General features: G+C 54.2%; 23 protein-coding genes and 1 pseudogene. 2 read left to right on the top strand and 22 right to left on the bottom strand.

The window, feature by feature from the left end; all coding sequences use genetic code 11:
- Positions 1–44 precede the first annotated feature (44 nt).
- The 5 genes from SD70_RS11025 to SD70_RS11010 all read right to left on the bottom strand — a co-directional run bounded on the left by SD70_RS11025 (position 45) and on the right by SD70_RS11010 (position 4,628).
- On the bottom strand, positions 45–878 hold the full coding sequence (locus SD70_RS11025; RefSeq protein WP_041047627.1) for an ABC transporter permease: 834 nt from the start codon (positions 876–878) through the stop codon (positions 45–47).
- A 17-nt stretch (positions 879–895) separates the two neighbouring features.
- Entirely contained in the window at positions 896–1,837 is a 942-nt protein-coding gene (locus tag SD70_RS11020) for an ABC transporter permease (RefSeq protein WP_041047626.1), read from the bottom strand.
- Positions 1,838–1,896: 59 nt separating this feature from the next.
- Positions 1,897–3,453 (bottom strand): ABC transporter substrate-binding protein, encoded by a 1,557-nt coding sequence (locus SD70_RS11015; protein WP_041047625.1) that lies wholly within the window; start codon positions 3,451–3,453, stop codon positions 1,897–1,899.
- 422 nt (positions 3,454–3,875) lie between these two features.
- On the bottom strand, positions 3,876–4,031 hold the full coding sequence (locus tag SD70_RS34725; protein ID WP_082053264.1) for an aspartyl-phosphate phosphatase Spo0E family protein: 156 nt from the start codon (positions 4,029–4,031) through the stop codon (positions 3,876–3,878).
- A 324-nt stretch (positions 4,032–4,355) separates the two neighbouring features.
- Positions 4,356–4,628, bottom strand: coding sequence for an HPr family phosphocarrier protein (locus SD70_RS11010; RefSeq protein WP_041047624.1), 273 nt, complete (start codon positions 4,626–4,628; stop codon positions 4,356–4,358).
- Between the two features lie 246 nt (positions 4,629–4,874).
- Here SD70_RS11010 and SD70_RS11005 point away from each other — a divergent pair, with 246 nt between their 5' ends.
- The gene (locus SD70_RS11005; RefSeq protein ID WP_156157978.1) at positions 4,875–5,303 is read left to right on the top strand and encodes a DUF4395 domain-containing protein; all 429 of its coding nucleotides are present in this window, start codon (positions 4,875–4,877) and stop codon (positions 5,301–5,303) included.
- An 81-nt stretch (positions 5,304–5,384) separates the two neighbouring features.
- Here SD70_RS11005 and SD70_RS40295 read toward each other — a convergent pair.
- The 5 genes and pseudogenes from SD70_RS40295 to SD70_RS10985 all read right to left on the bottom strand — a co-directional run.
- Positions 5,385–5,441: pseudogene (locus SD70_RS40295) on the bottom strand (CGNR zinc finger domain-containing protein); the annotation flags it as partial.
- A 16-nt stretch (positions 5,442–5,457) separates the two neighbouring features.
- Positions 5,458–6,288 carry a carbohydrate ABC transporter permease gene (locus tag SD70_RS11000; protein WP_041047622.1) on the bottom strand — a complete coding sequence of 277 codons (831 nt, stop codon included), beginning with the start codon at positions 6,286–6,288 and terminating at the stop codon, positions 5,458–5,460.
- 18 nt (positions 6,289–6,306) lie between these two features.
- A complete protein-coding gene (locus tag SD70_RS10995; protein ID WP_082053263.1) occupies positions 6,307–7,245 on the bottom strand; it encodes a carbohydrate ABC transporter permease in 939 nt (312 codons plus the stop codon).
- Between the two features lie 74 nt (positions 7,246–7,319).
- Positions 7,320–8,618: an extracellular solute-binding protein gene (locus tag SD70_RS10990; RefSeq protein ID WP_041047621.1), complete on the bottom strand. Its 1,299-nt coding sequence runs from the start codon at positions 8,616–8,618 to the stop codon at positions 7,320–7,322.
- Positions 8,619–8,730: 112 nt separating this feature from the next.
- Positions 8,731–9,564 carry an AraC family transcriptional regulator gene (locus SD70_RS10985; protein WP_041047620.1) on the bottom strand — a complete coding sequence of 278 codons (834 nt, stop codon included), beginning with the start codon at positions 9,562–9,564 and terminating at the stop codon, positions 8,731–8,733.
- Between the two features lie 206 nt (positions 9,565–9,770).
- Here SD70_RS10985 and SD70_RS10980 point away from each other — a divergent pair, with 206 nt between their 5' ends.
- Entirely contained in the window at positions 9,771–10,616 is an 846-nt protein-coding gene (locus SD70_RS10980) for an AraC family transcriptional regulator (protein ID WP_197080996.1), read from the top strand.
- A gap of 98 nt (positions 10,617–10,714) precedes the next feature.
- On the opposite strand, the gene SD70_RS10975 is transcribed toward SD70_RS10980, so the two are convergent.
- The 12 genes from SD70_RS10975 to SD70_RS10920 all read right to left on the bottom strand — a co-directional run bounded on the left by SD70_RS10975 (position 10,715) and on the right by SD70_RS10920 (position 22,045).
- Positions 10,715–11,365: an amino acid ABC transporter permease gene (locus SD70_RS10975; protein ID WP_041047619.1), complete on the bottom strand. Its 651-nt coding sequence runs from the start codon at positions 11,363–11,365 to the stop codon at positions 10,715–10,717.
- Positions 11,366–11,379: 14 nt separating this feature from the next.
- On the bottom strand, positions 11,380–12,036 hold the full coding sequence (locus tag SD70_RS10970; RefSeq protein ID WP_041047618.1) for an amino acid ABC transporter permease: 657 nt from the start codon (positions 12,034–12,036) through the stop codon (positions 11,380–11,382).
- Between the two features lie 73 nt (positions 12,037–12,109).
- Complete coding sequence (locus SD70_RS10965; RefSeq protein WP_052487290.1) at positions 12,110–12,997, bottom strand: glutamate ABC transporter substrate-binding protein; 888 nt, start codon at positions 12,995–12,997, stop codon at positions 12,110–12,112.
- Positions 12,998–13,022: 25 nt separating this feature from the next.
- Positions 13,023–13,751 (bottom strand): amino acid ABC transporter ATP-binding protein, encoded by a 729-nt coding sequence (locus SD70_RS10960; RefSeq protein WP_041047617.1) that lies wholly within the window; start codon positions 13,749–13,751, stop codon positions 13,023–13,025.
- Between the two features lie 325 nt (positions 13,752–14,076).
- Positions 14,077–14,970, bottom strand: coding sequence for a response regulator (locus SD70_RS10955; RefSeq protein WP_197080995.1), 894 nt, complete (start codon positions 14,968–14,970; stop codon positions 14,077–14,079).
- 3 nt (positions 14,971–14,973) lie between these two features.
- Positions 14,974–16,251, bottom strand: a complete 1,278-nt coding sequence (locus tag SD70_RS39220; RefSeq protein WP_041047616.1) for an ATP-binding protein — start codon at positions 16,249–16,251, stop codon at positions 14,974–14,976.
- A gap of 159 nt (positions 16,252–16,410) precedes the next feature.
- On the bottom strand, positions 16,411–16,629 hold the full coding sequence (locus tag SD70_RS10945; RefSeq protein WP_041047615.1) for a hypothetical protein: 219 nt from the start codon (positions 16,627–16,629) through the stop codon (positions 16,411–16,413).
- Between the two features lie 165 nt (positions 16,630–16,794).
- On the bottom strand, positions 16,795–17,016 hold the full coding sequence (locus SD70_RS10940; RefSeq protein ID WP_041047614.1) for a hypothetical protein: 222 nt from the start codon (positions 17,014–17,016) through the stop codon (positions 16,795–16,797).
- On the bottom strand, positions 17,013–18,245 hold the full coding sequence (locus tag SD70_RS10935) for a Ger(x)C family spore germination protein (protein ID WP_052487289.1): 1,233 nt from the start codon (positions 18,243–18,245) through the stop codon (positions 17,013–17,015). Before SD70_RS10935 ends, SD70_RS10940 begins: the two co-directional genes overlap by 4 nt.
- A 5-nt stretch (positions 18,246–18,250) precedes the next feature.
- On the bottom strand, positions 18,251–19,351 hold the full coding sequence (locus SD70_RS10930) for a GerAB/ArcD/ProY family transporter (protein ID WP_197080994.1): 1,101 nt from the start codon (positions 19,349–19,351) through the stop codon (positions 18,251–18,253).
- A 12-nt stretch (positions 19,352–19,363) separates the two neighbouring features.
- A complete protein-coding gene (locus tag SD70_RS10925) occupies positions 19,364–20,935 on the bottom strand; it encodes a spore germination protein (protein ID WP_394297953.1) in 1,572 nt (523 codons plus the stop codon).
- Between the two features lie 27 nt (positions 20,936–20,962).
- Positions 20,963–22,045: a GerAB/ArcD/ProY family transporter gene (locus SD70_RS10920; protein ID WP_052487288.1), complete on the bottom strand. Its 1,083-nt coding sequence runs from the start codon at positions 22,043–22,045 to the stop codon at positions 20,963–20,965.
- Positions 22,046–22,256 lie beyond the last annotated feature (211 nt).

Genomic DNA, 22,256 nt, shown 5'->3' with positions numbered 1-22,256 from the left:
CGCTTCTCACCTCGTATGATTGAATGGCGATATGGCCGGCCGCTTTAACGCGACCGGTTTCTGGGATCGAGCAAATCGCGCAAAGCGTCGCCGAACAGGTTGAACGCAAGAATCGTCAGCGTCATGGCCAGACACGGCCATACGATCATGCCCGGCGCCAGCTCCATGTACCGTCTCGACTCGGAAATCATGCCGCCCCAGGACGGGTTCGGAGGCTGCACGCCAAGCCCAAGGAAGCTTAACGCCGACTCCGTCAAAATCGCGCCCGAGATCGCGATCGAAGCTTGCACCAGCAGCGGCGCCTGAATGTTCGGCAAAATTTCCTTGAACATAATGCGCCCCGTCGTCGCGCCGATCGCCCGCGCGCTCTCCACATACTCCAAATTTTTGACCGACAGCACCGCGCCGCGCACCGTGCGCGTAAACACCGGAATGTTCACGATGCCGATGGCGAGTATCGTTTTGGAAGTGCCGGGCCCGAGAGCGGCGACGATCGCCAGCGCCAACAAAATTTCCGGAAAGGCGAACAGCACGTCCATCACCCGCATGATGACGGTATCGACCCAGCGGCCGAAGTACCCGGCAAGCAGTCCGAGAACGGCGCCGCAAACGGTGCTGATGGCGACGGAAGCGATGCCTACCGTGAGCGATACTTTGGCGCCGTACACGACTCTGCTCCAGATGTCGCGCCCGAACTGGTCGGTGCCGAGCGCATAATGGGCGCTGCCTGTCGGCGCCAGGCGGCTCGCGTTGTCCATCGCCGTCGGGTCCTTCGTCGCGATGACCGGCGCCAGCGCCGCGCAAACGAAGATGAGCAAGAGAATCAGGCCGCATACGACGGCCGTTTTATTTTTCCAAAATCGTTGTCCGAACGTCATCGTGGTGGCTCCCCCTTCTAGTACTTAATCCTCGGATCAATGAGGGAATATACGATATCCACCGCCAAATTGATCAACACGAATACGAGTGCGACAAACAATACGCCGCCCTGGACGACCGGGTAATCGCGCTGATGGATGCCGTCCAGAATATATTGGCCGAGGCCGGGAATGGAAAACAGCTGTTCGACGATTACCGAACCGCCCAGCAAATAGCCGAACTGCATGCCGGCGATCGTGACGATCGGGATGGCCGAATTGCGGAACGCGTGGGCGAACAAAATTTTCCACTCGGAAGCGCCTTTCGCCCGCGCCGTGCGGATAAAATCTTTGCTGAGCGTTTCCAGAAACGTTGAGCGCGTCATCCGCATGACGCCCGCAGCCATCACGATGCCCATCGTCACCGCGGGCAAAATAAGCTTTTGCAACGCCGCCGCCGGATCGTCCCACACATTGACGAAATCCATCGGCGGAAACCAGCCGATATACAGCGAAAAGACGAGCAGGAGCAGCGTCCCTACGGCAAAATTCGGCACCGAGATGCCGAGCAAGGCCGCCACGCGCCCCGTTACGTCGGTGACAGATCCGGATTTGACCGCCGAGACCATCCCGACCGGGATGGCGACGATCCATCCGATCAGCGAAGCGAGCACGGTGAGCTGCAGCGTAACGCCGAAGCGCTGGACGATTTCCGGCAAAATGGCGTTGCCCGTATGGACGGAGGTGCCGAAATCGCCTTGCAGCAAATGGAAGATCCATTTTCCGTACTGCACCGCGAGCGGCTGGTTCAGCCCGAGCTGCTCCCGCAGCACCCGCACCGATTCGTCGGTGGCGTTCGTGCCGAGCATGATCAGGACCGGATCCCCGGGAACGAGATGAAGGATGAGGAAGACGAGGACGGAAATGCCGAACAAAATCGGCACTAATCCGGCGAGCCGTTTAAGTATGAAGCGAGTCATGATAGCACCCCCGGAAATCTAGGAAGGCGGTACTTGTACCGCCTTCCCATTTCAACCATTTACTTTTTAAGCGACGTTTTCATGATGGCGTACGCTTCGCTTGCCGCGTTCGGAGCGAAGCCGTCGACGCGGTCGCTCACGGCGTAAAAATATTTCGGCGACGCCAGGAACAAGTTCGGCGAATCGCTGAGCAGCATGTTTTGCGCATCGTTATACAGCTTTTTGCGCTGCTCGAGATCGTTCGTCTCCAGCGCCTTCTGCACAATGGCGTCGAAATCTTTGTTGGAATAGTTCCACACGTTCGCGCCGCCTGTCGTGGAGAAGAAGAAGCGGAGCGAGCGGTCCGGGTCCGTGCCGGCGGTGTTGCGCCCGACGAGCAGCGTAGCGTCCTTGGACTTCCACGTCTCGATGTATTTCGCCCATTCCAGCTGCTCGATCTTTGCGTTGATGCCGATCGCCTTCAGCTGCTGCTGAATCACTTGCGCCGACTCGATCATGTCCGGGTACGTCGAAGCCGTCTGGATGACGGTGTCGAAGCCGTTCTCGTAGCCCGCTTCTTTCAGCAGCTGCTTCGCTTTGTCGATATCTTTTTTGTACAGCGGCGAGTCGCCGACGTTTACGGCATAAGCCTTTTGCGCGGAAGAGATCGGTCCGGTAATTTGGCCTTGGCCTTTCCATACCGTGCTCACGATTTCGTTCCGGTCTACCGCATAGCTGAGCGCCTGGCGGACGCGTGCGTCGTCGAAAGGCTTTTTCTTCACGTTGATGCCGAGGTAGCCGTATTCCATCGACTGGTAGCTTTTCACGGAAACGCCCTTGGCGTTCTCGAGAAGCTTGGCGGAATCGGCGGACACGGTCGTCAGGTCGATCTTGCCGGTGCGGACGGCGGCGAGCCGCTCGGCTTCGTCTTTCATGATGCGGAACTTGATCGAATCGACCTTCGGCATATCTTTGACGAAATAGTCCGGGTTTTTTACCAGCGTCACCGACTGGCCCGCTTCGACGGAGCCCATTTTGAACGGGCCCGTGCCGACCATCTCTTTGTTCAGATCGGTCACTTCTTTCGGCACGATCGCCGTATATACGCTCGCCACGTTGGCAATCAAGGCGGAGTCGACGTTTTTCAGTTTAAACACGACCTGGTACGGGTCCGGCGTTTCGATCGACGCTACGCTCGTAAAGTACGACTTGGCGAGCGCCCCCGTATTCGGATCGAGAATGCGGTCGAAGCTGTATTTCACGTCGGCGGAAGTCATTTCGCGGCCGTTGTGGAATTTGACGCCTTTCTGCAAGTCGAACGTGACCGTTTTGCCGTCGGGAGCTACCGTCCACTTCGTCGCCAGGCTCGGAATAATGTTCAGATCGGCGTCCAGACGAGTCAATGTGTCATAGACGAGGCTATAGATTTTCACGCTGGATGCGGCGGGCACTTTGTGCGGATCGAAGCCGACCGGATCTTGATCGGTCGCGATCACAAGCTCGCTCGGTTGGGCGGATTTGGCGGGAGCCGTCTGGGCGGCGCCGGAAGCGTTATCCTTCGGCGCGGCTTTGGAACAGCCGGTAACGGCGAGACCGATAGTAATTAGACAAGCGAGCAGAAGACGTTTTGTTTTCAAGCTCAATTCCCCCTTGGATGGATCTGGATGATGGCGAAACGCTTGCTTTGCCCGGCAGCGATGAGGAAGCCCTTCAAAGCATGAGCCCAGCTTCGGCAAATCTTGCAGTCTGCCTCCATGTCGACTGCGTAGCATGCTTAAAACGTTCGCGAGAATCCGCTTACATAAAGCAATTGCGCGGAAAAGCAGCTCGCCGGCGGCCCGACTGCAGGCAACAGCCGAAGCAAAAACCGATGACGAAACTGCCTCCCCCCTTCTAGCAACTGTCGCTGTTAGGATCATCATAAGTAATAATATTTCCCTTGTCAATAACTGTCGACGAAATATTATTTCGCGATAAAGCTGTAAAAAAACGCGAATTGCCGCAGGCATCTTCCCGTTTGCCATCTAAGCTTATTGTGCCGATCCGCTGCCGTGCCGGCTTACTGCTTGTAATACTTAATAATCAGCTCGTCGATCAGACAGCTGACCCGCAGCACCTCCGGATGGAGAACTCCACCGTATTTCGTGGATAATTTTGTCAATTCATCCTTTAATCTTTCAATTGCGTCTTCCAATGACTCGGCGTAATTCACCATATCCTATGTCTTCCTTTCAAAAAATGACGCTAACCAGCCATAAGTATAATCGCAGCGGCGCAAATAATCTGTTGAAATATGTCATTCACAAAATTTTCACAAATGGGGATCATACGCCAACTTTCCGCACTCGGAGGGCTTAAGACGGTCAGCTTTAAAAAGAGCTGGGCGGGGCGGGACAGTATTCGGCAGCTCCTGCCGCTCCGCCGCAAAGATGCAAGTATGCCGGCGGGATACGGGCGAAAAGCCGGGTTTGTCCGCATATGGGCCGCGCCTGTCATTTTCGTCATTGTCCGCAATGAAATCCGCCTTTGCCGGGTGCCTTTACATAGCCAGCGTCCGGCTCGATACCAGCAGCTCCTGAATCTGGCGCAGCACGTTATCTGCATCCTCGCCATTGACGATTACCGCGACAGACTCTCCTTCCCGCAAAGTCAGCATGAAGGAGACGACGCCCAAAATCCCTTTTCCGCTTACTTGCTTCTCGCCTTTGCTCAGCATAATGTCACATTTGCTCGCATTGCACAGCTGCACAAATTGCATCATTTTCTCGAGGGTCAATGCCGGCAACGCAATAATTTGCTTGTCGCTCCCCATTGGCGACCATCCTCCTATCCAGCTTGAAACTAAAATTCAGTTCTTGCAGCCCATATGCAATGTCATGTATTAGTCATAATATATGACTTTATTTACGATAATTATACAGACGATTCGCCTTTTGTCAACATTTGTGTTATGTTATATGTCATTAATATGACATTTATCTGCTTAAAGGATTATTCGTCTGTTCGTTGAATAATTGATATACTATTGTGAAATTCCATTACAGGAGGAATGATATCGATGGCCGATGTGCCGAAATCGATTCCCCGCCCGCTCGTCAGAACGAATCAATGGTTTATTGTGCTTTCCGTAGTGCTCTCGTGGCTGACGGGCATGTACTGGCTGCTCTTGCTGCCGCTCGTCGCCGGCCTGATGGGCATACTGCTGAATTTCAACCCTGTCGTCCAACTGGCCAGACCGTTCCTCAAAAAAGATCCGTCCCTCTACGTTCCGGAAGACGCGGCCCAGCAAAAATTCAATCAAACGATCGCATGCACGCTTCTTTTCCTCGGTTTCATCAGCTTCATTCTGCATTGGACGGCAGCGGGCTACATCTTCACCGCGATGGTGGCTTTGGCGGCTTTCGTTGCCATTCTCGGCTTCTGTATCGGGTGTTTTATCCACTACCAATGGAGCCAATATAAATATCGCCGCTCGCAAAAAACGTAAGTTTTCGCGCAAGCAAAAAGCCGCCCGATCCTCGAGATCGGGCGGCTTTTTCACTGCGTTGCGTCGTTCCTTTTCCTTCGCATAAAACTCTGCCGCCTTTTGCCGGTTCCCGCATCGATCGATGCTGCACCAGCGCCTCCGCTCAGCGGCGACGTCATGCTTTCACTGCTCCGGCAGCAATATCGGAAATGAACTGCCGGCTGACGAACAAAAATACGACGATGAGCGGGAAGGTGGCAAAAAACGTACCCGCCATGACCATGGCATAGTCCGTATTGTAAATGCCGTTCAGCTGCGACAGCGCGATTTGCAGCGTATATTTTTTGGAGTCATTTATGATGATAAGCGGCCATAAATAATCGTTCCACGTGCCGATGAAGGTAAAGATGCCGAGAAACGCGAGCGCCGGCCGCAGCACGGGCAAAGCTACGTTCCAGTACAGGCGGAAATCGCCGCAGCCGTCGATTTTGCCGGCGTTCAGCAGCTCCTCGTGAATCGCCTCCTTGGCGTACTGCCTCATCCAAAAAATGCCGAAAGCGCTCGCCATCCCCGGTATGATCAAAGCCTTGAAGGAACCGATCCAGCCCAGCTTCTGCATAATAAGGAAAGACGGTATGAGCGAGAGCTGGCCGGGAACCATCATCGACACAAGCAGGATGTTAAAGAGCACTTTGTTGCCCGGGAATTGGTATTTGGCGAAAGCGAAGCCGGCCAGCGAACAGAAGAGCAGCACAAGCACTGTATGGCAAGAAGCGATAAACACCGTATTCAAAAAGGCGCCGAAAAAGTCCATATTTTGGAACACATGCTTCATATTCGTGAGCAGCTCGGTGCCGAATGTCACTTTGGGCGGAAACCGGAACACGTCGCTCGTTTTGCGGGTGGACATGACGATGATCCAGTAGAACGGAAACATGGATATAATGGCGCCGAGCAAGAGAGGAATTTGATACAACAAGCTTTTGGGGTGAAACCTGCCATTCATCGAGGCTCCTCCTCTCCTTTATTTTCTCTCCGTCAACTGCACGATTTTCCAGTTGATGAGCGAGAAGACGGCGATGATCACGAACATTCCCCACGCCACCGCGGAGCCGTAGCCGAACATATGGTTGAGGAACGATTGCTGGTACAAGTAGAGCACGATCGTCATGCCGCCGTGTTCGGGTCCGCCCGAATTGTTGGTCAGCACTTGCGGCTCGGTGAAAATTTGCATGCCGCCGATCGTCGACGTGATCAAAGTAAACAAAATGATCGGGCGAATTATCGGAATCGTAATCCGGAAAAACGTTTGCATCAAATTGGCCCCGTCGATGCGCGCGGCTTCGTAAAGCTCGTTCGAAATGCTTTGCAGTCCGGCCAAATAAATGATCGAATTGTACCCGGTCCAGCGCCAAATGACCATGACGGCGATCGCCACTTTAAGCATGACGGGCGAGCTGAGCCATTTGACGGGCTGCAGCCCCAACGTCTTCAGCAGGAAGTTCAAAAAGCCGTAGTTATCCCCGAAAATCGTGCCGAATACGATCGCAACGGCCACGATGGAAGTGACGTTCGGTAAAAAATAAATGACGCGGTACACGTTGCGGAAGCGCACAAATGTGGAATTGAGCAGGAAAGCGATCAGCAGGGCGAAAAACAGCATCGGGATCGTGGAAATAATCCAGATCTCCAGCGTGTTCAAGATCGATTTCCAGAAATCCGCGTCATGCAGCAAATAGTTATATTGCCCAAGCCCCAAATATTTCATTTCGCCGATGCCGTCCCATTTGTGCAGCGACAAATAGAGCGAAAACAGAATCGGGAACAGGCCGAACACCGCAAACAAAATAAAGAACGGCGAGATGAACAAATAGATGACTCTATGCTTGTAAATCTCGCGCCACAGCTGGCTTCCGCCGCGCTTTGAAGCCCCTGCCGCGAGACTGACGTTCGTATCGCTCATCGATAATCACCCCTTCGGAAACAGCTGCTCAGATGGAACCGGGATTCGCGGCATCCGAATCCCGGTTCGTTTGGTTAGTGGGTCGCTTGCTCCAGCTGCTTCTTCGCATTGGCGAGAGCATCCGCATAAGCTTTCTCCGGATCTTTATTTTGCTGCTCCACGTTCGTCAGCTCGTCGCCGAACGCTTTGCTCGGAATGTTGGCGTAAGCGCCGAAGTAGGCGGGTTTGACGTGATTGGCCGATTCCGCAAACGTTTCGTTGACCTTTTCTCCGCCGAAAAATTCGGCCGGCTGGTTCATCTTGGCGTCTTTCAGCACGGAAGGCGCCGACGGATACAGCGACATCGTAGTGAACGCCTGCAGTTGGTTTTCCGGGCTCTGCAGCCATTTGATCACTTCGAACGCTTCGTTCGGATGCTTGGATTGCTTCGGAATCGCCAGGAACGATCCGCCGTTGTTGCCGTCGCCGCCCGGAGCGCGGGCGATCCGCCATTTGCCTTTCGTGTCGGGCGCCGCCTCCGCGAGAATTTGCATCATCCACGCGGCGCCGATGAAGGAGGCGATTTTGCCGTTGTTCATGGCGGCGTTCCAGTCGTTCGTCCCGCCTCCGATTTTGGCCGAAAGCCCTTCCTTGCTTATGCTGACTGCTCGGTCCCAAGCCGCTTTGATGTGAGGCTGGTCGCCGATAAATTTATCGGTTGTATCGAAATACACTTTGTCGCCTTGGGCGAGAGACTGCATGTAGATCGTCGAGATGTTGTCGAACATGAACACTTGGCCGTTCGTCGCCGCTTTCATTTTTCTGGCGGCATCGATGTAGGCGTTCCAATCTTTCAGCTGTGCCGTCACTTGCGCCGGGTCGGACGGAAGCCCTGCCTTCTCGAACAGATCGGCGCGGTAAAACAGGGCGGTAGGGCCGGTATCCATCGGATAGCCGAGCATAAATTTGCCGTCGCCGGTAACGCCTTGCTTCCACTTCCACTCCAAATAATTGCCCGCTTCCTTCTGCGCCCCAAGGTCGAACAAATTGACAAATTTATCTTTGCTCGGGAAGTAGGTGGCGATATCGGAGTTCATTCCGGTAATATCGGGCGCCCCCGTCCCCGCTGTAATCGTCGTAATGAGCTTGGCGCGGAAATCTCCGCCGATCTTTTCCGCTTTCAGCTCGATGTTCGGAAACTGTTTGTTCACTTGCGCCAGCAAGTTGTCGTCGATCGAGCGGTTCCAGTACCACAGTGTGAGCTGCACCTTCTCCTTGGAGCCGGACGACGGTTTGGCCGTGTCGCCTCCGGCGTTTGTCGAGCTGCTGCAGCCGGCGGCGGCTGCGGCGAGCAGTGCGGCCAGACTGATGGTGAGCCCCTTTTTCATGTTCATACGTTCATCTCCCATTCTGTAGTTATGAAAACGAATGCAATGAATTACAATTAATTATAGGGAAATCCATAAAATATGAAATATGGATATTATCGGATTATATATAACAAAACTATGTAACGGCGAGCTGGTGCGCTTCACGGCTGCGGTATTTTTCAGGCGTCCATCCGGTGCTTTTGCGGAAGCTGGCTATGTAATGGCACACGTCCCGGAAGCCGACCATCGCCGCGATTTTTTTCACGGTATAGTCGGTGCAAAGCAGCAGCTCCTTCGATTTGTCGAGGCGCAGATGGAGCAAATAGGAATAAGGACTGACGCCCGTATACTTTTTAAACATCGCGTGCAGATGCTGCGGACTGACCCCCATCACCTTGGCCATCGTTTCGATGCCGAGCTCCGGATCGGCGTATTCGTTCTGCAAATGGCACAGCAGCTTCTCGAACTGCGGCGCCCGCTTCGCCGCGGCAACGGGACTGCGCCAGCCGGCGCACTGTTTGAGCAGCACGAGGAACGTGTAAAGCAAATTCGAGCCTTCCAGATCGGTGTAGTCCTTATTATCCAGCGACGCTTCCCACGAATTGCGCAAAAACGCGGACAGCACCGATTTTTCGTCCCAGCCGTACAAGCCGGGCGCCAATTGAAAAGAGGAAAGAAGAGACAGGGCCAGCGTTCCCCCGAACGTGACGGCCCTAAAAATAGCATCTCTGGAATGGATCCTCTGAACGCGATTGTCCGCGGCGTACAGCAAAACTCCTTCACCGCTCGCAAGCTGAATCCGCTCGTCTTCGATTTGCAAAGTTCCTTGCGGCGACAGCGGCTGAATCCAGACAAAAGAAGATTTGCTCCCGCCGCTGCCGCCCGGCACGTGCAGCTTGCCTGTCTGCACGCTTTTTAAATAAAGCGGAAGAGTAGAGGCAGGTTCATAGTGTTGCGTCAGCTCTTGCATCGGACGAATCCCTCCCCAGATATGATAGCGCTTTCATCACGTGCGACAACGATGAAGCGCAATTGCAAACAAATGGTCTCAAGGAATTGCACCGCCAGAGTATATAACATTCAGAATGTCCTACTTCCATATTTACCCGATTTGAACGTAAAATGAAATATAAGATTATCTACTTTCCATATAAAAAAATGAAAGCCGGTGAGTACATGCCTAGCAGCGAATACCGCAGACATTTCATGATTACGGAAGTAGACCAGCAGCTCCCCTTGCACATTGAGTCCGTCGGCTACCAGGCGCAACAGCCAAGCATCATGCGGGAATCCGGATACCCGTATTATCACTGGCTGCATACGATCGACGGCTGCGGCGAGATGATCGTAGGCGGCGGCGCCCCGTTCCGGCTGCCCCCCTGCCACGGCATTTTACTGAATCCGCATACGCCTCACAGCTACTGCCCCGTCTCGGGCCACTGGGGGGCATGGTATTTGACATTCGAAGGCTCGCTGGCGTTTTCGCTCGTAACCGCCATCGACGTTCCGCTGATGACCGTGATCAACTGGGATGCCGACAGCCCCTTGGCGAACATTCACAACGTGTTCGAGCAAAAGTGCCAGTACAGCTTCTACGTTACCGGGATCAACGGCTCGCTGGAAGTATACTCGTTTCTGGCGCTTCTCAAAACGTACGGCCGCTCCAGCGGCCAATCGTCCTTATCCAAAGACCACGAGAAGCTGAAGCCCCTCCTCGTCAAAATCGAAAAAGAGTTCGGCAATTCGGACATCGGCCTCGGCTGGATGGCGGACATTGCGAACATCAGCCCGCAGCATATCAACACGTTGTTCCGCAAAGTGTTCGGCATTAGCGCCTACCAGTATTTGCTGCAGTTCCGCATCCAAAAGGCGAAAGAATTTCTGCTTTCCGACCCCGGCCTTACGATCAAATATATCGCCCTTTCGACCGGCTTCAATGATTCCAGCCACTTCGTCTCCTATTTCCGCAAAAGCACCGGCTTCACCCCGGAGCAATTCCGCAAACGGAACCTGCATGCGTGAACGGACGCAGCCGAACGCAAAAAAGCCGCCCCCGCGGTCGGTGCAAATCACCGCGGGAACGGCTTTCGTTACGCCGTTGAATTCTTTTTACATTCCCGTTACGCCCGTCTCAGCTCGAGACGTCTGCTCACGATGGACAAGGCGAAATTGACGATCAGGTAAAGCATGGTTGCCAGCAGGAAGGCCGGCAGCGTGTAATTTACGTTCTGGCTCTTCACAATGCTCATATTGTGCACGAGCTCCGGCAGCGCGATGGCCGTCGCCAGCGACGTATCCTTCAGCAGCGAAATGAACTGGCTCACCGTCGGCGGCACCATGCTGCGGAGCGCTTGCGGCAGGACGATATGCCACAGCGTCTGCACATAGGTCAGCCCCGACGACCGCGCGGCTTCGATCTGGCCCTTCTCGATGGAACGGAGCCCGCCGCGGACGATCTCGGCAAGCATCGCCGATTCGAACACGGTCAATGCCACCACCGTCGAGACAAACGGATCGAGCTTGATCCCGATGTCCGGCAGCGCGATATACGTAAACATAATGAGCAGCAGGAGCGGCAAGTTTCGGATAATTTCCACCCATGTTGCTACAATATGCGACAGCACCGGAATTTTGGCGTATTGGACGATAGCGAGGATACAGCCGATAACGAAGCTCAGGACGATCGAAATGAGCGCAACTTCGAGCGTGACGAGCAGTCCTTTCAGTATAAATACGACGTTATCCCATGCAAACGCGCCTGCGAAATCCAAATTTCATCCCCCCTTTACCGAGCCTTGGAAAATTTGCGCTCCAAATATTTAACGCCGAAGCTGATCGGAATCGTCAATACGAGATAAAGCAGCGCGACGAATAAATAAGGACTAAAGTATTGGAACGTATCGCTCGAAATTTTGTCCGCATAGTACATCAGATCGAAGCCTGCGATGACCCCGAGGATGGCGGAGTTTTTCACGATGTTCAGGAACTGGTTGCCGATCGGCGGGATGACGATCCGAATCGCCTGCGGCAGCACGATGTAGCGCATCGTTTGGATATACGTCAGCCCGGACGCTCTGGCCGCTTCCGTCTGGCCTTTCGGCACCGCCAATATGCCGGCGCGCACCGCTTCCGCAATGTAGGACGCCGTATAGACGATCAGCCCGAGCGTCCCCGACTTGAAGCCGTCGACGGCCGACATGCCGAACACCGGCGGCAGCAAGTAAAAGCCGTACACGACCATCAGCAGCGGAATGTTGCGGATGACCTCCACGTACAACGCGCCTATTGCATTCAGCCACCGCATCGGGGCGATCCGGAACACGGCGATGATCGTACCGAGAACGAAGCTGCCCGCCATGGCGATCAAACACGCTTCAATGACGTTCCCGAGCCCCTTCATATAAAAATCGCTATATTTCGTCAAGATGGAAAAATCGATCACGGCACTTCCTCCTTCCCCTGAAAATGGAGCGGGACGAGCAGCCGCTTACGGCCGCTCATCCCTCGGCAGTCCATTACTTGCTCGGCTTTTCACCGATCCATTTTTCATACATTTTGTCGTAAGAGCCGTCTTGCTTCATTTCCTTCAGCAGATCGTTGATCGTCTTTTGCAGGTCCGTGTTGCCTTTCTTCACCGCGATGCCGTAAGGCTCATCCGTGAAGATGCCGCCGACGACTTGATAGTTCGGATCTTGCTTCGCCATGCCGTACAGGATCGCGTTGTCCGTCGTAAGCGCGTCGCCTTGACCCGCTTTGAGCGCCGCGAAAGCGTCCTGGTAGTTGTTGAACTCGAGAATCGTGGCGTCCGGAGCTTTCTGAGCGATGTTCTTCACCGAAGTGGAGCCTTTCGCGCCGAGCACCTTCACGCCTTTCTTGATGTCCGCAATCGACTTGATCGGGCTGCCCTTCTTCACCAGCAGCGCTTGGCCTGCTTTGAAATAAACGTCGGTGAAGTCAACTTGCTGCTTGCGCTCGTCGGTAATCGTCATCGTGGCGATGATCGCGTCGATGTCGCCTTTTTGCAGCATCGGAATGCGGGTGTTGGACGTTACTTCCTTCAGTTCAAGCTTGGACTCGTCGCCGAAAATTTTCTTCGCGATCGCTTTCGCCATATCGACGTCGAAGCCTTCCACTTGGCCGCTGCTCGGGTTTTTGAAGCCGAACAGGAACGTATCGTACTTGACGCCGACGACGAGCTTGCCGCGCTTCTTGATTTCGTCAAGGCCGCCTGCCGCTGCCGGCTGGGCCGCGTCCGTCTTCGGAGCTTCCGCTTTCGGAGCGCTCTTGTCGCCGCCCGCTGCCGGAGCGGGAGTCTGGCTGTTTCCGCACCCTGCCAAAGCGAGCACCACCATAAATACTGCGACCAGACTCAAAACCGACATCCGCTTGAAACTTTTCACCATCGATAAAACCCCTCTCATCTATAAATTAGTGGTTGAGCAAACGGCTTAAGAACAGCTGGGCCCGCTCTTCGCGCGGATTCGCGAAAAATTCCGCCGGCGTCCCTTCCTCGACGATCTGTCCCTGATCCATGAACACGACGCGGTCGGCCACTTCCTTGGCGAAGCCCATTTCGTGCGTGACGACGACCATCGTCATCCCTTCTTTTGCAAGCGTCTTCATAACGTCGAGCACTTCGCCGATCATTTCCGGATCGAGCGCGGAGGTCGGCTCATCGAACAGCATGATTTTCGGCTTCATCGCAAGCCCCCGGGCGATCGCCACGCGCTGCTGCTGTCCGCCGGACAGCTGCGAAGGGTACGATTCCGCTTTGTCCGGAATGCCTACCTTCTCCAAATAGTACATGGCGGTCTGTTTCGCTTCTTTCGGATCTACGCCGAGCACCTTGATCGGAGCGAGCGTAATGTTATCGATGACCTTCATGTGCGGGTACAGGTTGAAATGCTGGAACACCATGCCGATATCGCGGCGCAGCTTGTTGATGTCGGTTTTCCGGTCGTGCACTTTGACGCCGTTCACCGTAAGCTCTCCGCTGGAAATCGTCTCGAGACGGTTAATGCAGCGCAGCATCGTGCTTTTGCCGGAGCCCGAAGGACCGATCACCACGACGACTTCTCCCTGCTTGATTTCGAGATCGACATTTTTAAGAACATGAAACGACCCGTAATGCTTGTTTACTTTGTTGTATGCTATCAACGATATCCCTCCTTTCCCCGGGATGCTGAGTTCATCATATCGACACAACTACGCAATCCTACGCGAACCTACATAAATGCAAAAAAATAACTTCAAAAAAAATTAAAAAATCCCGCACCGCGGGATGTTAGGAATATTTCTGGCTGCCCAATAAAGCATGGCAGCGCTGCGGACCTAAAAATGTGGGGCTCCGGCTTTCTTGAACTCGTGTTCCAAAGAACAAGGAAATAAGGCTGGAACACGAGTTCAAAGACGCACGCTACGCTCATAGGCCTACTTTTCCATCCTCCGCTCCGCCTTTCCAGGGCAGCCTGAATATTTCGCTTTATTCGTGCAGCTTCTCGTTCACTTCCATGTAAAACACCTGCAAAAACTTTTTGATGTTCACTTTCCCTTTGCCGGTTTCCCCATCGTTGTCCATTTCTTTCATCATCATGCGCACGTCCTGAAAATCGAAATAAAGCGGCGCATAATGCTCGAACTTCGGGTTGCCGTAGTCCATCAGGCCGAGAGATGCCAAGTTGGCGAGCGCGCTCGCCACCGTGCGGCGAATTCTTTGCTCGATCGCCTTGCCCTCTTTGGCGACCTCGGCCGGGGTGCGGCCGTCCTTCGCGGCCACCGCTTCGTATAAATCTTTTAACGGCGGCAGCTCGTCCGCTCCGATCCGGACCAAATATTCCATAATCGCGGCGATATCTTTGCCTCCGCTTTCCGCGCCGATGCCCATATCCAGCAAGATGTGCTGGACGATTTCCCGGACGGTCCGCTCCCTGGCTGCCGGCCGCGGATCGGACGGGCCCGTCTCCAATGCCGCAAGCGACTTGCGGATTGCCGACAAAGACCGGTCCAGCTTCAGCTGTCCGCTCACTCGCTCCAGAACAGCTTCGACTTCGACTTTGTTAATCGGCTTATGGATGAAAAATTCGATTCCCATCTGGTACGCCTGGCCGACCATCTCTTTGTTGACCACTTGCGAAATCATGACGAATTTTCCTGTATAGCCTTGCGCTTTGAGCACGCCGATCGTCTCGATCCCGTCTTGGTCGGGCATCAGCAGATCGATCAGAACGACGTCCGGACGAACTTTCAGAATGAGCTCCGCTCCTTCGCTGCCGCTCTTTGCCGTCCCGATTACTTCGCCGAGTCCGGCGTTCTCCAGTATCGTCTGCAGCATCCGCCTGCTGGCCGCGTCGTCGTCCACAATGACGTATGACAGCATCGTTTACTCCTCCTTCTTTAACGCCGCTGTCGGCAAGCTGACTTTGAACTCCGTCGCCCCGTCCTGCACCTGCACGCCGATGTCCCCTTCGAACGTACGGACAATGTCGCGCACATGCGAGAGACCGATCCCGGTGGAAGCGACTCCCTCGGCGTTGAACTTAGTCGTAAAGCCCGGCTCGAAAATAAGCTCCCGGTCCGTTTCCGGTATGCCCGGTCCGTTATCGGTGACCGTGAACGTCGTGTTCTTCTCGTCCTGATGCACGTTGATGCGGACGTACCCTGTCCCCGGAATCGTTTCGATCGCATTCGCCGCCAAATTGTTGAGCAAAGTGAGCAGCGGAATGAAGTGGGGCGTCGAATAATCCGTTCGCAGCTCCGTGACGAACCATACTTCTTTCCCCAGCATTTCGGCATACTGCCGGTTCGCCCTTACCGCATGCTCGACCACTTCCGATAGGCGCATGTCCACGACGACCTGGCTGTCGAACAGCTTCAGAAGACCTGCCAATATGCGCTGCGAATCTTTTTTGACTTCGTGGAACTGCTGGGCGATTCGCAGCGCTTCCGCGCTTTCCCCGTTCCGCCCGCTTTCTTTGAGCCGCTGATACAGCTGAAACGTGCTGGCGGTTATTTGCTCGATGTCGTCCATCGATTTTTTCAAATAAAACGTCTCGCCGTACAGCCCGGAACCGAAATTCAGCATCTGCTCGATTCTTTTTTTCTGCTCTTTATGGAGCAGCCGCAGCTGGCTGACGGAAATGCTGCTGTACAGGCCGATGACGAAGTAGCTTCGGACGATGGCGAGCCCGAGCAAAAACAGCCATTGCCCTGCGGCGATCGGAGCCGGCTGAATCCAGGCTTGCCGGATGAGAAGCTCCGCCCCGTTGGCGATAAAATCGATGCCGGACACGATCGCCCCGACGCGAAGCGGGTTGAACTCGTCCAAATCTTTTTGAATGCGGCTCATCCCGATCGCGAACAGCAAATAGTAAATAACCGCCGGGAAATGCGACAAAAAGCTTTCCCGAAGCGATACATCCGCTCCGAACAGCAAGTCTTCGTCCATGCGGTACAGGAGAACGACAGCGCCAGTCAGCATTCCGGTCCGAATGTACGACAAATGATTCATGAGGCGAAGCAGCAGCAAGTACGCGACGCTGCCGAGCGCTACCCGGAAGCCGGTGCCGCCGAACGGTACGATTTTGAAATCCCCGGCGATGGCGGTCGTGATGGCGATAAAGATCATTTGCAGTTTTTCGCTTTGGAATTTTCGCAGCATGGCTTAAGGTCCTTCGAGTTCGTAGTTGAGCTTTATGACGTGATGCCGATTGCGGCTCTGAAGCAACGTATTCGGCGGAAGGGGGCCCATATCCTTTTTCTGCGCAGCGGCATTGGAATTGTCGGACAATATAAAAAAACAGGAGGAGAGCCCTCCTTGTCACCCTTTCATTTTAAAGAAAACAAAAGCTGCAAAGTTCGCCGAAAACTTGATCAGCTTGAAGTTGTCCGGAATGGCCGAGTGCACCTGTTCAACCAAGGTCACAGCGACCATGAAGTACACGACCGTTTCAATGCTCCGGATCATGCGGCGAACTAGCCGTAAAGTCGCTAAAGCCCCAATGCCGATAACAATGATGACCGCATCCAACATGACCACAAGCCGCAACCCCCGGAATCGTCCATGTGGCGTTTAGCCGGCTGCGGGATGCCCGGCACTTTGCTCGCCGTCATACCCCCGGCTTCACGCTGCCTACAAGTTTGCCCCAAGGCGAAAACGCTTATACCGCCAGAGGCGGCATAAGCGTTTCGTTTTCCGGCGCGCTTACTTTTCCAGAAGCTCCCCGAGAGGCTTGAACACGGCATCGATCAGTTGGGTAGGTCCGGGCATTTCCGGGTTTACGAGCAACAGAACAGCCAGAACAAAACCAACCGCCGTAAGGACGGCGAACGCAACCTTTTCTCTGGTTTCGTTCATTTTCGGCCATTGGAACATGACCATAAACATGACGACGAAGACGATCCCAAGCACGGAGCCCCATTTCACGGTTTCTCCACCTCATCTTGCGGGCGGTTGGCCCCTGTGGAAGTTGTCGAACCGGGCCGGCGTATTTTGACGCGCGTTGCCACGTTGATCTCGAGCGACGCAAATTTGTCTTCCCAGTGCGCCTTGACGCTGTTCCACTGCTTCGGATATTTCCTGTGAAAATCATCGGCGAAATCAAAAATATCCGTCCCCATCTCCTTCGCGTGGGAGCAGGCTTCCTCGACGCGATGGCGAATTTCTTCCTCCAGCTGGCGCTCCAAAGAATCGTTTACTTTCATTGACATGACGTCCAGCCTGGTTGCGTTCTGAATCAGGTTTTCATTCGTTTCGATGTTGATGGTGACGCTCCATTTGTTATCCCGTATTTCGGGAACGACATTCGTTGTGCTGCTTTCCAGATTGAACGAAACGTATCCTTCCGTGCCCTGCGGAGTAATCGTGATCACCGTCTCCTTCACAATCTCGTCCCGAACCCACAGCACGCCGCGCGTCATTATGTCGTCCAACTGCCCGACCAATCTGTCCTTCTTGAACACTCCAACGCCATAGACGTACGGAATCGATTGCTTGGTCATCTGCCCTTTCTCGGGCGGCAGCATTTCCACCCAAGGCAAAGCGGCTGCCCCGGCACCGCCGGACAACATTTGGGCAAGCTTCTTGAGATCTACATCCATGCTCAATCTCGATTTCGACATTTCCCGCAGCACCTCGGCGGAGGAACGTTCGAGAGGAGGATGGAAGCCAAGCGTTTTTTTCGCTTCTCCTTCGCTCACGAACATCGCCGCGCGTTCGCGAGTTTGCGGAAAACGCATCAAAAAGTCGACCTGATCGCGAATGCCTTGTTTGGCGAGCGACTCCCCAATAATGAACACGTCGGTATGGCCCCAAAACAGCTTGCGCGGAAATTTCTCCTGAAGCTTGGACATCGCCTCGGCTATCGTCGCTCCGCGTCCCGATCTGACCAGCGTTTGCGCACCGCCTCCCGCACCGCCTCCGCCGCCGCCTCCTCCGCCTCCCATCGCTTGCTGGCCTCCGCCAGTTCGCGGAATAAATACTTGAACGCTAAGCTCGATCATCTTCCCTTCGGCCAAATCGATCGCGGCCCCCGTCACCAAAGCCAAATCGTTGACTTCCGTCCGGTTCCAGCACCCTGCCAGCGGCAGCGAGGCTGCCGCTACAAAGCAAAGAAGAACGTATCTGAAACCTTGTCCGGCCAGTAACCCCTTCATCTCAACTATCCCCCGTTCTGCCGCCTAAGCTTTTGTTTCAGCAGGGCAATCAGCAAGAGGAGCAGCGGAATCACTACTTGCACCGCGCTCAAATAAAACGGGATTGTCGTCCCCAAATCGTGAAGCAGCTTCTCGCTATTCGGCGCCGCCCAAACGCCGAACGAAGCCAGGCATAGTCCGAGCGGCAATACGAGCGGCCGGAAATCGGACAGCTTAAGCCATTGGGCGGTGCCGAGCGCAAGAATGTAGTAGAACACGCTAATTTTGATAAACATGCCGGTTACCCATATCGCCATGACGATAGATTCGACATGCTCGAAAAAATCGGCCAGGCTAATGTAGCGCGCCGCAATCAATACGGGATAAGTCAATGTCCCCGTGATGTCGCCGAACAGCATGAGCGTTGTAATGTTGCCGATGACCAGAATGAACATGACGGACATGGCCGAAATGACGCCCCATTTGGGCGCTTTGGCGCGGTCGGCCACTAGCGGAAGCAGGAAAGTCATCACAAAATATTCGCTGAACCAGCCTTGCGGCACAAGGGCTCCCATAAAGGAAGACTTTATGCCTTTCTCCATGAATGGCAACATATTTTCGGGGTTCAGGTCCGGAAAAAGCAAAATGATGATGACGATAAAGAGAAGCACGACGACCGGAACCATGATCTGGGCGCATCTCCCCAGCACTTCCACCCCGCCGTACACCGCGAAAGCACTGACGGCAACGATGCTGGCAATCACAATCCCAAGCGGCGTTTTCGTCAAAAACGAACCGACTACGAACTCCCCGTATTCCCGTACAATAATGCCGTTGACGTGGAGATAAAAGAACAGGTAGACGAACCCGAGTAGCTTCCCGGCGGCGCGTCCCGCAATCCGAACGCTGATGTCGATTATCGACTCGGCCGGATACAGCTTGTTTAACCCCCATGCCAAATACACAGCCGCGATTCCGGCCAGGGATGCCCATACCGGGGACAGCCACATATCGTGTTCGGCAAGCTTCGCCGTGATGGCCGGAGCAGACAAAATGGCGGTAGCCAGTATGGTTGGATTCGTCAGCATCGCCATTTGCAGTGCGGAGATTTTTCCTTTCTCGATCAAGTTCGTCCACCTCTACTCGCTCCCTTTGTTCGAGTCCGGCTTGTTGCCGCGGGACTGCCTGTAGGGATTGTTATCGCCGATTAAATGCGGGCGTGTATTCAGCGACCACCAAGGGGCACGAAGCAGCACATCTTTCATATCCCGCGCTTTCATCGGCCCCATCGGCGACAAATAAGGAACGCCGAAGGAACGAATGGTGCAAAGATGGATAATGATCACGATGAGCCCCAGCATAATGCCGAGCAGCCCAAGCGTACCCGCCAGGAACATGACGGGAAAGCGGATCATCCGGATCGCGATGCCGGTGGCGTAGCGGGGAATCGTAAAGGAAGCGATCCCTGTCAAGGCGACGACCATCACCATCGGCGCAGAGACAAGCCCTGCCGAAGTCGCGGCTTCGCCAATGACCAAAGCTCCGACGATGCTGACCGCGGCGCCGACCTGTTTCGGCAGCCTGACCCCTGCCTCGCGCAGCGCTTCGAACGAAACTTCCATCAGAATGGCTTCCACTAGAGCCGGAAAAGGGATTTCTTCTCTCGACTTCGCAATGCTGAGCAAAAGAGTCGTCGGAATCATCTCTTGGTGAAACGTCAAGATCGCTACGTAGATGGACGGCATCAAAAGCGCGATAAGGAAAAACAAATAGCGCAGCCAGCGAATCGTGCTGCCGATCAGAAACCTTTGATAATAATCTTCCGCGGATTGCAGCATCGAATAGAGCGTTACCGGCGCAACGAGCGCAAACGGAGTGCCGTCCACCAAAATGACGACGCGGCCTTCGAGCAAGCCCGATGCGGCCACATCGGGACGTTCCGTGTTCAAAATTTGCGGGAACGGCGAAAACGGGTAATCCTCGATCATTTCCTCGATATAGCCGCTTTCCAAAACGCCGTCAATATCGATGCGTTCGAGACGATTCATCACTTCCTGCAAAACTGTATCGTCGGCAAGCCCTTCGATATAGGCGATCATGATACGCGTCTGCGTATAAGTTCCCACAGTCATCGATTGCATCTTCAGCTTCGGCGACCGGATCTTCCTTCGCAATAGCGACGTGTTTACTCCGATCGATTCCGTAAATCCTTCGCGCGGCCCGCGGATGACCGCTTCGGCGGTCGGTTCTTCTATCGATCTTTTCTCCCATTTCGACAAGCCCAGGGCAAGCCCGCGGTTTTGACCGTCGATGAGCAGGATCGGGTTGCCGACAGAGACGTGTTGAATCGTCTCCGTGAACGTCGTCACTTCCTTTATGTTGGAAACCGCCACTTTTTGCTGCAACAGCGTTTTGACGTCGCTGCTCACTAGCCCCTTTTCCATGAGCATAGCCAGCACGCTTTGATCGATCTCGACCGTGTTCGATAAACCTTCTATGTAGAGAAGAAGCGCTTTGGTGCTCCCGGCTATGGCGATGTCGCGAAAAACGACGTCGGCGCAATTCGCATACTGGGAGCGAAGCACTTGTTCGTTCGTTTGCAAGTCCGGGGCAAGGAAGTCTTGCCCGGAAGGAGCTTGCGCCCCTTGCTGCATTGTTTGCTTGCGGTTTGACCATTCCTTAAGCCCTAATATGATTCTCAAGAACCTCATGATCCAACCCCCTTACGCGTTGAGTTCTCATCGGTTGCTTTTGATTTGTGCGAGCAGGAGCAGCGATACAGGGATGACCAAATAAAACGCATTCTCGTATAGGGGCACGGTCGTTCGGCTGAATTCGCCCATCTCCTGTATGCTGGCAAACGACCATATGCTGAAAATAACGATCAGCATCCCGATCGGCAATATAACCGGCTTGTAATTGGACAAGTTCAGCAATTGCGCCGTACCTAGCACCGTCGCGTAATAAAATACGGACAGCTTCACAAATACGCTGGCGACCCAGACCGCCATAGTCAGCGATTCCAGATGCTCCAGAAAACCGGTGACGCGAACGTATCTCGCGGCAATCATTAAAGGGTACTCCAGATTGCCGGCAATGTCGCCGAACAGCAGCAGAGCGGCCATATTGAGCAGCGATAGCATGAGCATTACGCACAATACCGCAATCATCCCCCACTTCAAGCCTTTTTGCCGCTGCGTCAAAGCGGGAAACAGAAAGGTGGTCAGGAAGAACAGGCAAAACCATACTTCCGGCGTGATCGCCCCTTTGAGAGAAGGACCAATTCCGTTCTCCATGACCGGAAACATATTTTCGATCTTATAATCGGGGATAAGCAAAACGACAATCGCAATCCATACGATAACAACGACGGGCATAATGACTTGAGCCGCTCTGCCGAGCACCTCCACTCCGCCATGCACGGCAAAAGCGCATACCGCTACCATGCTTGCGAGCACAATCGTCATCGGCGTTTTACCGAAAAAAGAACCGATGAGAAAATCGGCGTATTCCCGTAAAATAAACCCAGTATCGTACAGCAGCACGAAGATGTATAGAAACCCGAACGCCATTCCCGGAATTCGGCCCAAAATATGTTGGCTGTATTGGATGAACGTCTCCTGCGGAAACAGCTTGTTCAGGCGGTAAGCGACAAACACGAGAAGAAAGCCGGCAAGAGAAGACCAAATAGGCGATAGCCACATATCGCGCTTTGCCGCTGTCGCCGTAATGGCCGGGACGATAAGATCGCCCGTTGCCGCGACAACCGGATACAGCAGGAAAGCCATCTGCAGAGGGGATATTTTTCCTCGATCCATCATGGAGAATACCTCGATAGGATGCGCATACATTCATGATTGGTTATTGTTCCCGTTCTTTACCAGGCTAAACCCACGATTTGCAGACGTTGCCGGCAGCCCCGAATATTAGCACAATCGGGTAGGAGGCTACCCATTAGTTGAGTAGCCGACCTCCCACACCACCGTACGTACCGTTCGGTATACGGCGGTTCCTTAGTTCACGCAGTTACTT

The organism is Gordoniibacillus kamchatkensis (assembly GCF_000829455.1).
In the GTDB taxonomy this organism is placed as follows: Bacteria; Bacillota; Bacilli; order Paenibacillales; family NBRC-103111; genus Gordoniibacillus; species Gordoniibacillus kamchatkensis.
The sequence above is the reverse complement of the archived record's forward strand: the minus strand, read 5'-3'. Positions and strand labels throughout refer to the sequence as shown.

Coding starts and splice junctions, on each gene's coding strand:
- SD70_RS10920 (WP_052487288.1), bottom strand. CDS start 22,045: ATGATGGATCGAGGAAAAATATCCCCTCTGCAGATGGCTTTCCTGCTG.
- SD70_RS11000 (WP_041047622.1), bottom strand. CDS start 6,288: ATGAATGGCAGGTTTCACCCCAAAAGCTTGTTGTATCAAATTCCTCTC.
- SD70_RS11005 (WP_156157978.1), top strand. CDS start 4,875: ATGGCCGATGTGCCGAAATCGATTCCCCGCCCGCTCGTCAGAACGAAT.
- SD70_RS10980 (WP_197080996.1), top strand. CDS start 9,771: ATGCCTAGCAGCGAATACCGCAGACATTTCATGATTACGGAAGTAGAC.
- SD70_RS10935 (WP_052487289.1), bottom strand. CDS start 18,245: ATGAAGGGGTTACTGGCCGGACAAGGTTTCAGATACGTTCTTCTTTGC.
- SD70_RS10995 (WP_082053263.1), bottom strand. CDS start 7,245: ATGAGCGATACGAACGTCAGTCTCGCGGCAGGGGCTTCAAAGCGCGGC.
- SD70_RS11025 (WP_041047627.1), bottom strand. CDS start 878: ATGACGTTCGGACAACGATTTTGGAAAAATAAAACGGCCGTCGTATGC.
- SD70_RS10925 (WP_394297953.1), bottom strand. CDS start 20,935: ATGAGGTTCTTGAGAATCATATTAGGGCTTAAGGAATGGTCAAACCGC.
- SD70_RS39220 (WP_041047616.1), bottom strand. CDS start 16,251: ATGCTGCGAAAATTCCAAAGCGAAAAACTGCAAATGATCTTTATCGCC.
- SD70_RS34725 (WP_082053264.1), bottom strand. CDS start 4,031: ATGGTGAATTACGCCGAGTCATTGGAAGACGCAATTGAAAGATTAAAG.
- SD70_RS11020 (WP_041047626.1), bottom strand. CDS start 1,837: ATGACTCGCTTCATACTTAAACGGCTCGCCGGATTAGTGCCGATTTTG.
- SD70_RS10965 (WP_052487290.1), bottom strand. CDS start 12,997: ATGGTGAAAAGTTTCAAGCGGATGTCGGTTTTGAGTCTGGTCGCAGTA.
- SD70_RS10985 (WP_041047620.1), bottom strand. CDS start 9,564: ATGCAAGAGCTGACGCAACACTATGAACCTGCCTCTACTCTTCCGCTT.
- SD70_RS10955 (WP_197080995.1), bottom strand. CDS start 14,970: ATGCTGTCATACGTCATTGTGGACGACGACGCGGCCAGCAGGCGGATG.
- SD70_RS11010 (WP_041047624.1), bottom strand. CDS start 4,628: ATGGGGAGCGACAAGCAAATTATTGCGTTGCCGGCATTGACCCTCGAG.
- SD70_RS10990 (WP_041047621.1), bottom strand. CDS start 8,618: ATGAACATGAAAAAGGGGCTCACCATCAGTCTGGCCGCACTGCTCGCC.